General features: G+C 66.4%; 12 protein-coding genes. 5 read left to right on the forward strand and 7 right to left on the reverse strand.

The window, feature by feature from the left end:
• Positions 1-6: 6 nt before the first annotated feature.
• From Q9R39_RS21530 to dnaA, 7 genes are all read right to left on the reverse strand, one after another.
• On the reverse strand, positions 7-897 hold the full coding sequence (locus Q9R39_RS21530; protein WP_078113907.1) for a DUF3566 domain-containing protein: 891 nt from the start codon (positions 895-897) through the stop codon (positions 7-9).
• Between the two features lie 117 nt (positions 898-1014).
• The gene (gyrA, locus tag Q9R39_RS21535; protein ID WP_058252999.1) at positions 1015-3504 is read right to left on the reverse strand and encodes a DNA gyrase subunit A; all 2490 of its coding nucleotides are present in this window, start codon (positions 3502-3504) and stop codon (positions 1015-1017) included.
• A 44-nt stretch (positions 3505-3548) separates the two neighbouring features.
• The gene (gene gyrB, locus Q9R39_RS21540) at positions 3549-5615 is read right to left on the reverse strand and encodes a DNA topoisomerase (ATP-hydrolyzing) subunit B (protein ID WP_058252998.1); all 2067 of its coding nucleotides are present in this window, start codon (positions 5613-5615) and stop codon (positions 3549-3551) included.
• A 342-nt stretch (positions 5616-5957) separates the two neighbouring features.
• The gene (locus Q9R39_RS21545; RefSeq protein ID WP_058252997.1) at positions 5958-6542 is read right to left on the reverse strand and encodes a DUF721 family protein; all 585 of its coding nucleotides are present in this window, start codon (positions 6540-6542) and stop codon (positions 5958-5960) included.
• Complete coding sequence (gene recF, locus Q9R39_RS21550) at positions 6535-7734, reverse strand: DNA replication/repair protein RecF (protein ID WP_078113877.1); 1200 nt, start codon at positions 7732-7734, stop codon at positions 6535-6537. Before recF ends, Q9R39_RS21545 begins: the two co-directional genes overlap by 8 nt.
• 42 nt (positions 7735-7776) lie before the next feature.
• A complete protein-coding gene (dnaN, locus tag Q9R39_RS21555; protein ID WP_058252995.1) occupies positions 7777-8946 on the reverse strand; it encodes a DNA polymerase III subunit beta in 1170 nt (389 codons plus the stop codon).
• Between the two features lie 654 nt (positions 8947-9600).
• Positions 9601-11109 carry a chromosomal replication initiator protein DnaA gene (dnaA, locus tag Q9R39_RS21560; protein WP_311278221.1) on the reverse strand — a complete coding sequence of 503 codons (1509 nt, stop codon included), beginning with the start codon at positions 11107-11109 and terminating at the stop codon, positions 9601-9603.
• A 498-nt stretch (positions 11110-11607) separates the two neighbouring features.
• On the opposite strand from dnaA, the gene rpmH reads away from it, so the two are divergent.
• From rpmH to Q9R39_RS21585, 5 genes are read left to right on the forward strand one after another with little or no spacing between them, the layout of a single operon-like run.
• A complete protein-coding gene (gene rpmH, locus Q9R39_RS21565) occupies positions 11608-11751 on the forward strand; it encodes a 50S ribosomal protein L34 (protein WP_004020968.1) in 144 nt (47 codons plus the stop codon).
• Positions 11752-11797: 46 nt separating this feature from the next.
• The gene (rnpA, locus tag Q9R39_RS21570) at positions 11798-12226 is read left to right on the forward strand and encodes a ribonuclease P protein component (protein ID WP_311278222.1); all 429 of its coding nucleotides are present in this window, start codon (positions 11798-11800) and stop codon (positions 12224-12226) included.
• Positions 12226-12648, forward strand: a complete 423-nt coding sequence (gene yidD, locus Q9R39_RS21575) for a membrane protein insertion efficiency factor YidD (RefSeq protein WP_311278223.1) — start codon at positions 12226-12228, stop codon at positions 12646-12648. Before rnpA ends, yidD begins: the two co-directional genes overlap by 1 nt.
• Positions 12649-12675: 27 nt before the next feature.
• Positions 12676-13881 (forward strand): membrane protein insertase YidC, encoded by a 1206-nt coding sequence (gene yidC / locus Q9R39_RS21580; protein WP_269554170.1) that lies wholly within the window; start codon positions 12676-12678, stop codon positions 13879-13881.
• A gap of 45 nt (positions 13882-13926) precedes the next feature.
• Positions 13927-14631, forward strand: coding sequence for a R3H domain-containing nucleic acid-binding protein (locus tag Q9R39_RS21585; protein ID WP_311278224.1), 705 nt, complete (start codon positions 13927-13929; stop codon positions 14629-14631).
• Positions 14632-15369 lie beyond the last annotated feature (738 nt).

Genomic DNA, 15369 nt, shown 5'->3' on the forward strand with positions numbered 1-15369 from the left:
GCTCGCTCAATCGAGGTCGGCGAGAGTCACCTCGGCGCCGCCGACGAGGTCGGCACAGATGTTGTAGATGTAGCTGCCGATCGTCGCGAGCGCGGTCAGCAGGATCGCGTTTATGGCGCCCAGGAGCGCCGCGGCGCCGAAGACGGTGCCCGCCCCGATCACGTCGTTACTCGCGGCCGATTCCTCCGCCATGAGCGTTCCGAAGCTGTTGTTCACCTGATCCCACACGCCCATGCCGTCGAGGATGAGGTACAGCACGGCGACGGAAATCATCCAGATGAAGAACCCGACCACCGACAGCACGGCCGCGACCTTGAACGTCGCCCACGGGTCGATCCGACGCACCTGCACCGAGGCGCGCAGCGCGGTCCCGGCGGCGAGTACCTGGCGAGGCGCCGACCGCGGTGCGGAGGGCTTGGATCCCGGCGCCTGTGCCGTCTCGGGTCGCTTCAGGTCCGCCGTGTGGTGGATCTGATCGAGGTCGGGCAGGTCGTTCTCCGGGAGGTGTCCCCGATCGATGGTGCTGGTGGGAGACTCGACGAAGCCGGGTTCCTCGGTCGCCGTCGCGGCACCCGCCCGTCGCGGACTCTCGAGCTTGGTCACCGGGGCCTGCTGGCCGCTCATGCTGGCGGCAGCGGTGCCGCTGTTCGTCACGACGCCACGCGGCGGCGGGCCGCCCGGGTTGTTCAGCGGCGGGCCTGCCGGGCCCTCACCGGTGCTCGGACGCTGGGCGGCGTCGCGGTTGAACGTCTCGGTCGGGGCGGCTGACGGATCGTCGGCCGGCCCCCGCTGCCACGGCGGCACCAGTCCCCCGGTCGGGGTTCCCGTTCCGGGTCCCGCCGGTCCCCCGGCGGGGCGCCCGTTCTGGTCCTGATGCGGCTCGTTCGGTGTGCTCACAGACATTCCCTCACTCAGGCGTTCCTGACGTTGCTCGCTCGGCGCCGGGTCCGAACCCACCGTTCCCGACCCGTCGACTCGCGACGGGTCGAGCAACAGTGGCCTTCACCCTAACGCCTAGGAAGAGACCTCTGTCTCGTCCGGCTCGTCGGCGTTGCGGGCGATGGCGATGACCGTGGTGCCCTCGTCGATGTTCATCAGACGGACACCCTTGGTCTGGCGTCCGGCCTTGCGCACCGATTTCGCCGTGGTGCGGATGACGCCGCCCCCCGAGGTGATGGCGTAGAGCTCGGAGTCGTCGTCGACGATGAGCGCGCCGATCAGTTCACCGCGTCGACGATCGTGGGCGATCGTCAGCACACCCTTGCCGCCGCGACCCTGCACCGGGTAGTCGTCCATACCGGTCCGCTTGGCGTACCCGCCGGACGTGGCGACCAGCAGGTAGGTGCCCTCGCGGACGACGTTCAGTGACAACAGCGTGTCGTCGGTGTTGAACCGCATGCCCTGGACGCCGGAGGTCTGCCGGCCCATCGGCCGCAGGGCTTCGTCGTCGGCGTGGAACCGGATCGACTGTCCCTTCTGCGACACCAGGAGCAGATCATCGTCGGCGCTGCACAATTGGGCGCCGACCAATTCGTCCTCGCCACGCAGGTTGATCGCCGCGATGCCGCCGGAGCGGTTGGAGTCGAAGTCGACCAGTCGCGACTTCTTCACCAGGCCGTTGCGGGTGGCGAGCACCAGATACGGCGCATCCTCGTAGGTCTTCAGCTGGATGACCTGGGCGATCCGCTCCTCCGGCTGGAAGGCCAGGAGGTTGGCGACATGCTGACCACGGGCGGTGCGGTTAGCCTCGGGCAGCTCGTAGGCCTTGGCGCGGTAGACGCGACCCTTGGTGGTGAAGAACAGGATCCAGTCGTGGGTCGAGCACACGAAGAAGTGTTTGACGATGTCGTCCTGCTTGAGCCCGGCACCCTGCACACCCTTGCCGCCGCGACGCTGGCTGCGGTACAGGTCGGTCTTCGTGCGTTTGGCGTATCCGGTTTCGGTGATCGTGACGACGACGTCCTCGCGGGCGATCAGATCCTCGTCGCTCACATCGCCGTCGGCCGCGATGATCTTGGTCCGACGCTCGTCACCGTACTTCTCGACGACCTCCTTGAGCTCGTCGCGCACGATGGCGCGCTGACGCTCGGGCCGGTCGAGGATGTCCTTGTAATCGGCGATCTCGAGTTCGATCTCGGCGAGTTCATCGACGATCTTCTGACGTTCCAGGGCCGACAGACGGCGCAACTGCATCGCGAGGATGGCATCGGCCTGGATCTCGTCGATGTCGAGGAGGTCGATCAGGCCGGTACGCGCGGTCTCGGTGTTGGCCGAGCGGCGGATCAGCGCGATCACTTCGTCAAGCGCGTCAAGGGCTTTCACCAGACCGCGCAGGATGTGGGCGCGCTCCTCGGCCTTGCGCAACCGGTACCGCGTCCGTCGCACGATGACGTCGATCTGATGCGCCACGTAGTAGCGGATCATCTGGTCCAGACGCAGCGTGCGGGGCACGCCGTCGACGATGGACAGCATGTTCGCACCGAAGCTGGTCTGCAACTGGCTGTGCTTGTACAGGTTGTTCAGGACGACCTTGGCGACGGCGTCGCGACGCAGCGTCACCACGATCCGCATGCCGACGCGGTCCGAGGACTGATCCTCGATCCGGCTGATGCCCTTCAGCTTTCCCTCGTTGACCTGCTCGGCGATCGACTGGATCAGGTTGTCCGGGTTGACCTGGTAGGGCAACTCGGTGACCACCAGCGTGGTGGATCCCTTGTTCTCCTCGATGTCGACGACACTGCGCATCCGGATGCTGCCGCGCCCGGTGGTGTAGGCGTCCTTGATCCCCTGGCTGCCGACGATCAGTCCGGCCGTGGGGAAGTCGGGTCCCTTGATGCACTCCATGCACGCGGCGAGGGTGGTCTCGTCGTCGGCGTCGTGGTTCTCCAGCGCCCAGAACACCGCATCGGCAACCTCGTTGAGGTTGTGCGGGGGCATGTTCGTCGCCATACCGACGGCGATACCGCCGGAACCATTGATCAGCAGGTTCGGGATACGCGACGGCAGGACCGTCGGTTCATTCGTCTTGCCGTCGTAGTTGGGGACGAAATCGACTGTCTCCTCGCCGATGTCGCGCAGCATCTCCATGGCCAGCGGGGTGAGCCGGGCCTCGGTGTAACGCATCGCCGCGGCGCCGTCGTTGCCCCGCGAGCCGAAGTTGCCCTGACCGTCGATGAGCGGGTACCGCATCGACCACGGCTGGGCGAGGCGCACCAGGGCGTCATAGATCGCGGTGTCGCCGTGCGGATGGTAGTTACCCATCGTCTCCGCAACGGGTTTCGCCGATTTGACGTAGCTGCGGTCCGGGCGGAACCCCGCGTCGAAGGACGCGTAGAGGAGGCGGCGGTGCACCGGCTTGAGACCGTCGCGGACCTCGGGAAGAGCGCGGCCCACGATGACGCTCATCGCGTAGTCGATGTAGCTCTTCTGCATCTCCTGCCCGAGATCGACGGGCTCGATGCGATCGCCTTCACCGCCGGCGGGCGGAAGGGTGGTGTCAGTCATGTGTGTACTTTCTCCGATCGGAGCGGAATCGCAGGAACCCGCGATCAGACATCGAGGAAGCGAACGTCTTTCGCGTTGCGGGCGATGAAGCTGCGTCGGGCGGCGACGTCCTCACCCATCAGGATGGAGAACAGTTCGTCGGCGGCCGCGGCATCGTCGAGGGTGACCTGGCGCAGGACACGCACGGCCGGGTCCATGGTGGTCTCCCACAGTTCCTTGGCGTTCATCTCGCCGAGGCCCTTGTACCGCTGGATGCCGTCGTCGGTGTTGATCTTCTTGCCCGCCGCACGACCGGCCTCGAGCAGTCCGTCCCGCTCGCGGTCGGAATAGGCGAACTCCGGAGCCGACTTCTGCCACTTGAGCTTGTACAGCGGCGGCATCGCGAGGAACACGTGACCGTGCTCGATGAGCGGCCGCATGAAGCGGAACAGCAGGGTGAGCAGGAGGGTCGAGATGTGCTGACCGTCGACGTCGGCGTCGGCCATCAGCACGATCTTGTGATAGCGGAGCTTGCTGATGTCGAACTCGTCGTGGATGCCCGTGCCGAAGGCGGTGATGATCGACTGGACCTCGGTGTTCTTGAGCACCCGGTCGATGCGCGCCTTCTCGACGTTGATGATCTTGCCGCGCAACGGAAGGATCGCCTGATACATCGAGTCGCGGCCCGACTTGGCGCTGCCGCCGGCCGAGTCGCCCTCCACGATGTAGACCTCGCACTTGCTCGGGTCGTTGCTGCGGCAGTCGGCGAGCTTGCCGGGGAGGCCACCGATGTCGGTGGCGGTCTTGCGGCGCACCAGATCGCGGGCGTTGCGTGCTGCCATCCGGGCCCGCTGCGACTCGACGATCTTCTTGATGATCGTCTTCGCCTCGGCCGGGTTGGCCTCCAACCAGTGTCCGAGGTGCTCACTGCAAACGCGCTGGACGAATCCCTTGACCTCGGTGTTGCCCAGCTTCGTCTTGGTCTGGCCCTCGAACTGCGGATCACCGACCTTCACCGAGATCACCGCGGCGAGGCCCTCGCGGATGTCGTCACCCGAGAGGCGGTCTTCCTTCTTGTCCTTGATGAGCTTCTTGTCCACCGCGTACTTGTTCACGGTGAGGGTCAGCGCGGCGCGGAAACCCTCTTCGTGGGTACCACCCTCGTGGGTGTTGATGGTGTTGGCGAAGGTGTGGACCGACTCGGAATAGCCTGCGTTCCACTGCATCGCGACCTCGACCTCGTGGCCGGTGCCCTGGCCGGTGAAGCCGACGACGGTGGTGTGGATCGACTGCTTGGTCCGGTTGAGGTGCTTGATGTAGTCGACGAGCCCGTCGGGGTAGTGATAGGTCCGAGTCTTCGGCTTGGCCGCGGCGGCGGCCTTCTCCTCCTCGGACTTCACCGCCTCGGCGGCCTCGGTGGTGCCGCTCTCCTCGTCACCGTCGGCGTCACCCGGCGGCTCGATGGCCTGTGGACGCTGATCGGTCAGCGTGATGGTGAGGCCCTTGTTCAGGAAGGCCATCTCCTGCAGACGACGCGCCACGGTCTCGGCGTTGAATCGTGTGGTCTCGGTGAAGATCTCGGGGTCCGGCCAGAACCGCACCGTGGTGCCGGTCTTGCGCGTCGGGGTCCCCTTCTCGAGGGCGCCGGGTGTCGCGTAGGTGTAGGTCTGCTCCCAGTTGAATCCGTCGTTCTGGATCTCCAGCTCCACCTTGGTGGACAACGCGTTGACCACCGAGATGCCGACGCCGTGCAGACCACCGGACACCGCGTAGGCGTCGGAGTCGAACTTGCCGCCGGCGTGCAGCTGGGTCATGACGACCTCGACCGTCGGCACGCCCGTGCGGTGCATGCCGGTCGGGATGCCGCGGCCGTCGTCGACGACCTGGACGCCGCCGTCGGCCAGGAGGGTCACGTCGACGCGCGAGGCGAAGCCGGCCATCGCCTCGTCGACCGAGTTGTCGACGACTTCCCAGATCAGGTGGTGCAGCCCTCGCTCACCGGTGGATCCGATGTACATGCCGGGCCGTTTGCGGACGGCTTCCAGACCTTCGAGGATGTTGATCGAATCGGCGCCATACTCTGACGGCTTCTTCTTGTTCTTCTTCGGTCCGGTGTCGTTGGTGTCGGCCACGAGGTGCGTCCGCTCCTGTTCTGCTCATCGACGGATCAGGTGGTCTCCGGATCCGTCGTCGATCCTTCTCGACGGGGCACACGGCGGTTGCGCGCACAGGGATACCCGGTGGGTACATCCGGGTAGCCTGGAGGCGCTGTCTGTCTGCTGTTGTGCACCCCTGTCGGGACAACTCTCCACAGTGTACTGCCTGACTCGCCCTGGAACGCGCATCCGGGGCCGCTAACAGGCCCTCAGAACGATTTTTTTGCCTCGATCCCGGTTCGATCGTGGCTTGGGGATGGAAAACGGCCCACGAGGCTCTGCAACTAGTAAAGTGCGGTCGAGTCTGCTAGCGGCGCGTCAGCCGTAGGTGTCGCGTGGGCCGCGCCCGCGCACATGCCGTTCACCCTTACGCCACGACGGGCCCTTCGGACCGCTGATCCGCAACGAGGTGACCTGGCCGTTGCCGATGGCGGCCGCGATCTTGGCGAGGATCTGGGCCTGGATGTAGCGAAGTTGCGTCGCCCATGCCGTCGACTCGGCCTGCACGTGGAGGACGTTGTCGCGCAACGCAACCGGCTTCGCATGAGCGGCTATGTCCGAACCCACGATCTGTTCCCACATCCCGAACAGGGTGCCTTCGCCGATCTTCTCCTGCCACCCGCGATCCTTCGCCAGACCTCCGACGAGCCGGCCGAAGGGCTGCGGATCCCGCGGATCCGGACCGGAGCCGGACCAGCGTCGACGCCCCTGGGATCCGCGCGGGACCCGACGGACGGGTGACGCCCGGCCCCTGCCGACCGACTTACCCGCGGCGCGGGCCTGGGCCCGGGCCTCCTCGAGCGCCTTGCGGGCACGCTCGTACCCGCCGAGTTCGCCGGGCGGTGTCGGCCGTGGTGCGGGGTCGGCAGGATCCGGGGACCCGGACGGGCGATCGTCACTCATGGGCTTCCTCCCCCGCTGCCGTCACATCGTCGAGCGCAGAGTCGACGATGTGCGACCGCCGGCCCGCATCGTCGTCGACCACATCGACGCCGATCCGCCGGCCACCGATCCGCCCGGGGATGTCCTCGGCGACGGCGGCGGTGATGAGGAGTTGCTCGGCGTCGGCGGTGAAATCGACGAGTTGCGCGCGCCGCTTGGCGTCGAGTTCGGCGAACACGTCATCGAGCATGATCACCGGCTCGACACCTTCGGCGCGGGTGAGCTCGACGGAGCCGAGGCGCAGAGCCAGTGCCAACGACCAGGATTCCCCGTGTGAGGCAAAGCCTTTCGCGATATCGCTGCCGAGGACGATGTCGATGTCGTCGCGATGCGGACCGACGAGACACAAGCCCCGCTCGATCTCCTTGTCGCGCAACTCCGTCAGGCGTAGTGCCAGCACGTCGGCGATCGCCTCGGGTGTGTGTTCCTCGATCTCCACACCGCCGGCGGGACGATACCGGAGCACGGCCGGCCGTGAATGCGGCGCGATCGACGCATACGAGCCGGTGAAGTGCGGCTCGAGCTCGGCGAGCACCGACAACCGCGCGGCGATCACCTGACCGCCGAGATCCGCGAGCTGACCGTCCCAGACATCGAGCGTGCTGACCACCGAATCTGCCTGTTGCCCACCACGTCTCAGCGCCGCGGCGGCAGTCTTGAGCAAGGCCGACCGCTGACGCAGGACCCGGTCGTAGTCTGCGCGGGCGGCGGCGAATCGGGGACCCCGCTGCGCGACGAGCTCGTCGACGAAGCGTCGTCGGTCGCTCGGGTCACCACGCACCAGGGACAGGTCCTCGGGCGCGAACAGCACCGTACGGAGGATGCCGAGCAGGTCGCGGGGCCGCCGCGCCGGGCTGCGGTTGATGGTCGCCTTGTTGGCGCCCTCGGCATTGATCCGCAGCTCGGCGGTCAGCTCACGGCCGTCGTTCTCGACCGTCGCGGTTACCGACGCCGACGCCGATCCCGCGTGTACGAGCGGTGCATCGGAACTCACCCGGTGTGAGCGCAGCGTCGAGAGATAGAACAGCGCCTCGAGCAGATTGGTCTTGCCGAAGCCGTTGCGGCCGGTGAAGACCGTCGGCCCGGGTGCCAGATCGAGGTCGACGGCCCGCCACGATCGGAAATCGCGCAGATGCAGCTCACGGACGAACACGAGTCGGCGTCGATCCTGAGGACGGTGAGGCCGTGGCGGCCGTCAGCCCGGGAGGCGGACGGGCATCAACAGGTAGCTGAACGCGCTCTCGGGAGCGACGAAGGCGCCGGACTCGTCCGCGACCGGATCCTCTCCGCTGGCCGGGCGGAGGACGGCAGGCCGACTGGGGGTGGTGAATCCGAAGTCCACCGCGTCGGCGTTGATCGCCGACAACCCGTCCTGCAGGTACCCGGGATTGAACGCGATCGTGAGGGGCTCACCCTGGAACGACACGGGCAGCTCTTCCTCGGCCTTGCCGGCCTCGTCGCCGCCCGCGGTGAGCAGCACGGATCCCTCGGAGAACTCCATCCGGACCTGCGCGCCGCGCTCGGCGACCAGGGCCACACGCCGGATCGCCTCGATCAGCGGGCCACTGTCGATGGTGGCGACGGCGGTGTGGCTGGCCGGGAGCAGCTGACGGAACTTCGGGAACTCCGCGTCGAGCAGGCGGGTGGTGGTCTTCTTGGTCTCTCCCAGGATGCCGAGGATGCCGTCGGATCCGATGGCCGCGCCACCACCGAACGCCAGCGAGACGACGCCGGTGCCCTCGGCACCTGCGGTCTTGGCGCTCTCCGAGAGCGTCTTCGCGGGCACCAGTACGGCCCCCTTGGTGTCGGGATCGGAAGGCTCCCACTGCAATTCACGCACCGCGAGGCGGAAACGGTCGGTAGCGGCGAGGACGACGGAGTTGCCCTCGATCTCGACGCGGACACCGGTGAGCATGGGCAGGGTGTCGTCCTTGCCGGCCGCCACGGCCACCTGCGAGATCGCCTCGGCGAAGAGCTGCGACGGGATCGTTCCGGTGACGGAGGGCACGTCGGGCAACTGCGGGTAGTCCTCGACCGGCATCGTCGGGAGCGAGAACTTCGCGCTGCCACAGGTGATCGCGACGCGTGCACCGTCGAGGGTCACATCGACCGGTTTGTTCGGCAGGGCCTTGGTGATGTCGGCGAGGAGCCGACCGGAGACCAGGACCTGTCCGGGCTCGGCGACCTCCGCGCCCAGATTTTCCTGGGCCGAGACCTCGTAGTCGAAACCCGAGACGGTCAGGCCCGTTTCGCCGACGTTGAGCACCACACAGCCGAGAACCGGGACGGGCGGACGAGACGGGAGACTGCGGGCCACCCAGGCGACGGAATCAGCGAACTCGTCACGCGCGACACGAAACTTCATGCTGGGAGGTTGCCCTTCTCTCGTTCTCGTTCCCGCCTGGATCGCCGGGTCGGCGCCGCAGCGGGTCGGCCGGCCTGGAGTGGGATCCCGCATCCGGGAATCCCACTGTAGAACGCCGCCGCCCGAGCCGGAGTGGTTGGGGCCAAGTCAGACCGTCGTCGGAGCCGGCCGCGGGCGACCCGATCGGCGACGGTCTGTGCACAGACCTTCTTACAAAAGAATCTCTTTCTAGAGGGATCCATCTCAGTAATAGGAGTTGTGCAATCTGTGGACAACCATGACATCGGGCCAGTCCGGGCGGGTGTGGACGTGTGCATGACCGGTGGAGCAACGTCGAGCGGATCCGTCCGGGGATGTGGAGTTCTCATGTTGTTCGCGCGGCGTCCACCGGCGATGCACATGCCGACCCCGGTTATCCCAAGGATTGTGCACAGCTGGTGATCGATCGTGAGCAGGGTCGATGTCGGCCGAATCCGACTGTGGGAAGGCGGTCCACGGCGGCGAAGACTCTCGACCCGAGGACCAGACTTGGCATTCGAAGGGGCCATCGCAGTCGCCATCGGATGCCACTGCGGGCGGCGGAACACCCCCGGACGACCGCACCCCCGGGCCGTCGTGGCCTCGGGGGTGCGGAGAGCTGTAGGTGTGCGCGTGTCAGCCCACGGCGCGCTGCTTGATGCGGGCGGTGAGTTCCTGGACGTGGTCGTACACCCGGCGGCGCTCGGCCATCTCCTTGCGGATCTTCCGTTCGGCGTACATCACCGTCGTGTGATCGCGGTCGAAGGTCTCGCCGATCTTCGGCAGCGAGAGGTCGGTGAGCTCACGACACAGGTACATGGAGATCTGGCGGGCCTGGGCGATCGACCGTGTCTTACCGGGACCTCGTAGTTCCTCGACAGAGATGTCGAAGTACTCGGCGGTGATCGCGAGGATGCTCGCCGCGCTGACCTCCAGGGTCCCCGAGTTGGGGAGCAGGGCCTGCAGGACGACGTCGGCGAGTGACTTGTCGAGAGCGGCGTCGTTGAGCGACGCGAACGCCGTCACGCGGATGAGTGCACCCTCGAGTTCACGGATGTTGCGCTCGATCTTCGACGCGATGAGTTCGAGAACGTCGTCGGGAACCGCGATGTTGTCCATCTGCGCCTTCTTGCGCAGAATCGCGATCCGGGTCTCCAGATCGGGCGGCTGGACATCGGTGATCAAGCCCCACTCGAACCGCGTACGAAGCCGATCTTCCAGTGTCGCAAGCTGTTTCGGCGGCCGGTCAGAGGAGATGACGATCTGCTTGCTCGCGTTGTGCAGGGTGTTGAAGGTGTGGAAGAACTCTTCCTGGATACCTTCTTTGCCCACGAGGAACTGGATGTCGTCGACCAGCAGCACATCGACGTCGCGATACCGGCGCTTGAACGCCACCCGCCGGTCGTCGCGGAGCGAGTTGATGAAGTCGTTGGTGAATTCCTCGGTGGACACGTACTTGACCCGCATGCCCGGGAAGAGGCGCTGCGCGTAATGGCCCGCGGCGTGCAACAGGTGCGTCTTGCCGAGTCCGGACTCTCCCCAGATGAACAGTGGGTTGTAGGCCCGGGCGGGGGCTTCCGAGACCGCCACCGCCGAGGCGTGCGCGAACCGGTTCGACGCGCCGATGACGAAGGTGTCAAAGGTGTACTTGGGGTTGAGGTTTGCGCCGGTGGCCGGCGGCGTCGAGGTCGGCCGCTCGGCGAAGTACGACGCCCAGTCGCCGGACGGGCGCGTCGACTCCGGCACCGGGGACGGCGCGCGGCCCGCGCCGACGGGGGCGGCCGTGTAGTCGACCGCTGCGGCCGCTCCGGCGATGGGCCGTACGTCGGGAACGGGTGTTTCCGCCACCGGCTCGTCGTTGGGCGGGGTGGCGATACGGACGCCGAGATCGACGGGTTCGTCGAGGTGGCGGCTGAGGACCGAGCGGATGGTCTCTCGGAGATTGCGCTCGATCTGTTCCTGGACCAGCGCCGTCGGCACGGTCAGCAGGGCGAAGCCTTCGGTGAGGGTCAGGGGTCGAACCAGTGACAGCCACGCCTTCTGCTGGCGTGTCAGTGGTTCGTGGTCGCGTGCGGCTTCGTCGTCGTTGAGTTCGGCGACGACCTGTTGCCACACCTCGCCGAAAGTGTCTCGGTCTGAAGTCACGGGGCTGGCCTCCTGGTCCGGAAAACTACCAGCGTTCGCGAGAGCGGTGGCATCTGCGCCGGAGTCCCCGTCTCTCCACAGGGTTATCCACACCTGTGTACAAAGGTGACGAACTGGGGACTTCGGTCGGAGCCAGGTCCTCGAGGATCTACCTCGACGGGAGGGGTGGCCGACGCTGTGAGTGAACGTAACAGAGGTCGGGGAGGGCCACAAAGCGATCGGGACGTTTGACTCGATTCTGCTGACAATCTTGCCTTCGTGGCCCAGAACACACTGGTCGCGAACGGTCACCGAGAACGGACGTCGTCGTTTGATTTGGACGCCCGGTGTCAGTAGTCTCGACTGGTCATCCAGGTTGCGGATTTGCGCGGCGAACTTCCGTGTTCGCCGAGTCATCACCGACACCAGTTCGGCACCGTCCTGGATCAACAGACCAACGACAACATGTGGGTCATGCCCGGGTAACCGGCGTGCCCACAGGGAGCACAAGGAGTCACCGTGGCCAAGGGCAAGCGTACTTTCCAGCCGAACAATCGTCGTCGCGCGCGCGTGCACGGATTCCGTCTGCGCATGCGGACCCGCGCCGGACGCGCGATCGTCAGCGGCCGTCGTTCCAAGGGCCGCGCGAAGCTCACCGCCTGATCGTCGGCTCTCACCGGGTCCCGTACGGGGCCCGGTCAGCTGTTCGATGACTGCGCCCCTTCATCGGATCTCACGGGGATCCGACTTCTCTCGCACCCTCAAGTCCGGTGCGCGGGTGAACAGTCGTGACTTCGTCGTCCATCTCGCGATGGTCGGTCGTGAATGGCCCGACCCCCGCGGCCTTCGACGGAACGTGGCGATGTCCGGTGGTCCCTGGTTCGGTCTCGTGGTCAGCAAATCCGTCGGCAATGCGGTGACGCGCCATCTCGTCGCCCGCCGACTGCGCGCGGCATTCGCCGGCGCATCGCATTTGCTTCCCGACGAGACCTATGTGGTCGTCCGTGCCCGCCGAAGCGCGGCCGAGCGATCCAGCGACGAGCTCGCCGACCAGCTCCGCGACGCGTTCACCAGTCGTCGTGTCCTCGCCCTGTCCGAGGCCGTCGCGGCGTCGGCCGACGGAGCGGGACCGCGGTGATGGGCAACACCGACACCACGCCGTCACCTGAGACCGAGGCGGATTCGACAACTCCGCACGCGGCCTCGAGCGGAACGGGCGCGCGCCTGTGGCGCGGACTCCGCCTCCTCCCCCGCCGCACCGTCATCTTCCTCATCGAGCTGTATCGCACCTGGGTGTCGCCGATGCGTCTGCCGTCCTGCCGGTTCGAACCCACCTGCTCGGGATATGCGGTCGAGGCACTGGACCGGCACGGCTTCCTCTACGGCTCGGTGCTGTCGGTCATCCGGCTCGCGAAGTGCGGGCCCTGGCACAAACCCGGTTACGACCCGGTTCCCGAACGCGGCTTCGGCGAACTGTGCCGCGACCTGTGGCGCTCGGCGACCGGCACACACCGACCTCGAAACCATCAGCACGCGTCCGGCGAGACGCGTGCTCTGTGAGTACAACAAGTGAGGGGTAACTGACCCGTGCTCGACTTCATCTATTACCCGGTCTCCGGGATCATGTGGGTCTGGCATTGGCTCTTCAGCCATGTCACACCGAACTCCCCCGGTGGCGACGGCATCGCCTGGGCCCTGTCGGTGGTGTTCCTCGTGTTCACCCTGCGTGCGATTCTCTACAAGCCCTTCGTGAAGCAGATCCGCACCACGAAGAAGATGCAGGAGATCAACCCGCAGCTCCAGGCGATCCGTAAGAAGTACGCCAAGGATCGGGTCAAGATGACCGAGGAGATGCAGAAGCTGCAGAAGGAGCACGGGTTCAACCCGATGCTCGGCTGCCTGCCGATGCTGCTCCAGATCCCGGTCTTCATCGGTCTGTTCCACGTGCTGCGCTCGTTCAACCGTATGGGCACCGGCATGGGTCAGCTCGGCATGAGTGCGGCAGAGACCCGGTCCCAGGGCAACTACGTGTTCAGCGCCGAACAAGTGCAGAACTTCCTCGACGCCCGCCTCTTCGGTGTCCCGCTGTCGTCCTACCTCGTCGAGCCGGCGACCGAGTTCCAGGCCTTCGTCGAGCCCGGCTCCCCCATCGACTTCACGCGCCCGCAGATCGCGTTCGTCGTCATCCCCATGATGATCGTCGCCTCCATCGCGACGCACCTGAACTCGCGTGCGTCGGTTGCCCGTCAGCCCGAAGCGGCGCTGGAGAATCCGCAGACCCGGATGATGAACAACCTCGCGCTGTACGTCTTCCCGATCGGCATCCTCGTCACCGGTCCGTTCTTCCCGGTCGCCATCCTCCTGTACTGGATGAGCAACAACATCTGGACCTACGGCCAGCAGCACATCGTCTTCGGGCACATCGCCAAGGAAGAGGAAGAGGCCAAGCTCCTCAAGCAGGAGAAGCTGAAGGCCAATGCGCCGAAGCCGGGCGCGCGACCCGACCGGAAGAAGAAGCCCGCCGCGACGAACACCAACGGCGCCGACTCGACGAGCGTCTCCCTCTCGAAGGATGGATCGTCGGACAAGGCCGGGTCCGACGGTGTCGACGCAGATGCGTCGCCCGACGAGTCGACGACGGCCGCAGCGGACACCGGGGCGGGAGCCAAACCCAAGCCGGGTCAGAAGCCCACACGTCCCGGCGCCGGCGCCGCACCGGGCAAGAAGCAGAACCACAACCGCGGAAGCCGTTCGACAGCCAAACGCGGAAACAAACGCGGTGGCAAACGATGACCGCCCCAGACTTGTTCGATGAAGCACAGAAGTTAGGTGAATGAGATGACAGCAGAGACTGCAACTCAAGCCGGTACGGACGCCGAGACCACGGCGGGACCCCAGACCGAGGACCAGGCCGATACGTCTTCGTCGGCTGTCGGCGACGACGGTGCGGTGGCGGACAACGCCGTCACGGAAGCGGCGGATAGCGACGCCGACGATGACGAGGCGGCCGCGACCGACGTCGACGACGAGACCGATGACGACGAGACCGATGACGACGGCTCGGATGAGGACGAAGACGACGAAGACCGTCTGGTCGAAGAAGGCGAGATCGCCGGCGACTACCTCGAGCAGCTGCTCGACGTCCTCGACTTCGATGGCGACATCGACCTGGATGTGGATGGCGACCGAGCAGTCGTCAGCATCGATGGCGGCGACGACCTGACGAAGCTCGTCGGGCGCAAGGGCGAGGTCCTCGACGCGCTCCAGGAGCTGACCCGCCTTGCGGTCCAGCAGGCGACAGGTGAACGCAGCCGCCTGATGCTCGACATCGCCCGCTGGCGGGCTGATCGCCGCGATCGGCTGGCACGCCTCGGTCGTGAGGTCGCCGAGCGAGTCCTGTCGTCCGGCGAGCGCGAAGCGCTGGATCCGATGACCCCGTTCGAGCGGAAGATCGTGCACGATGCGGTCGCGGTCGTCGACGGCGTCGTCAGCGAGAGCGAGGGTGCAGAGCCGAAACGTCGCGTGGTGGTCCTCCCCTCGTAGCAAGTACTCCCCTCCCCCACGGAGCTGAACAGGCCCCGACCGTCTCGGTCGGGGCCTGCTTCGTCTCCGGGTACTGCTTGGGTTGTGTGCCGCGATAGCGGGTGGCGCTTCGTCGGCGTTGCGCGCTGTGGGCTAGTTACACGGTTGTTGTTTCACGTGAAACACGACCCGTCCGTTGAGTCGGCGAACAGAACGGATGCGCGCGGGGCGTTGCTGTGCACGATCGAGTCGACGGTCGGCGCCCCTTGCAACTCGGGTTGCGGCCGAGCGTCCCGGGATGTCGCCGGCGGAATGCGTAACCGTCACCTTCGGATGCCTCGATCCCCCGCGCCCGGTGGCCGACTCAGTCGGCGACGTTGCTGCACATGGCGGTAGCGCCAACTCGCACCGTGGACGTCCTCGTAGCGCGGTGGATGGCCACGTGTGCCGGACGGGACGAGAGAGCCCGAAGCCGTTCATTGCCCGGACCGGGTCGAGGCCCGGTCGGTCGAGCGGCTGCCGAGTTGCAGTCTCGGCGGCCGCTGTGACGCCAGGGCAGTTCCGGGTGTTGGCAGCGCGGACCGCGGCAGTGACTCTCCGGCGGGTTGGCATACCCGCGCCACGCGTCGCCACTGGCCAACGACACCGCTCGCTGCTCGGTTCCGGATGCAAACCGGTCGAATTGTCACGTGACGCTTCCTTCCGGGACCGGAGTGTCAATCGAAACGGTCGTCATCAGACCCTTCGAGGCTCGCTTCG

Source organism: Gordonia sp. AC31, assembly GCF_031844505.1.
Lineage (GTDB): Bacteria > Actinomycetota > Actinomycetes > Mycobacteriales > Mycobacteriaceae > Gordonia > Gordonia hongkongensis.

Coding starts and splice junctions, on each gene's coding strand:
- Q9R39_RS21585 (WP_311278224.1), top strand. CDS start 13,927: ATGACAGCAGAGACTGCAACTCAAGCCGGTACGGACGCCGAGACCACG.
- Q9R39_RS21545 (WP_058252997.1), bottom strand. CDS start 6,542: ATGAGTGACGATCGCCCGTCCGGGTCCCCGGATCCTGCCGACCCCGCA.
- gyrA (WP_058252999.1), bottom strand. CDS start 3,504: ATGACTGACACCACCCTTCCGCCCGCCGGCGGTGAAGGCGATCGCATC.
- dnaN (WP_058252995.1), bottom strand. CDS start 8,946: ATGAAGTTTCGTGTCGCGCGTGACGAGTTCGCTGATTCCGTCGCCTGG.
- yidD (WP_311278223.1), top strand. CDS start 12,226: ATGGGCAACACCGACACCACGCCGTCACCTGAGACCGAGGCGGATTCG.
- rnpA (WP_311278222.1), top strand. CDS start 11,798: ATGACTGCGCCCCTTCATCGGATCTCACGGGGATCCGACTTCTCTCGC.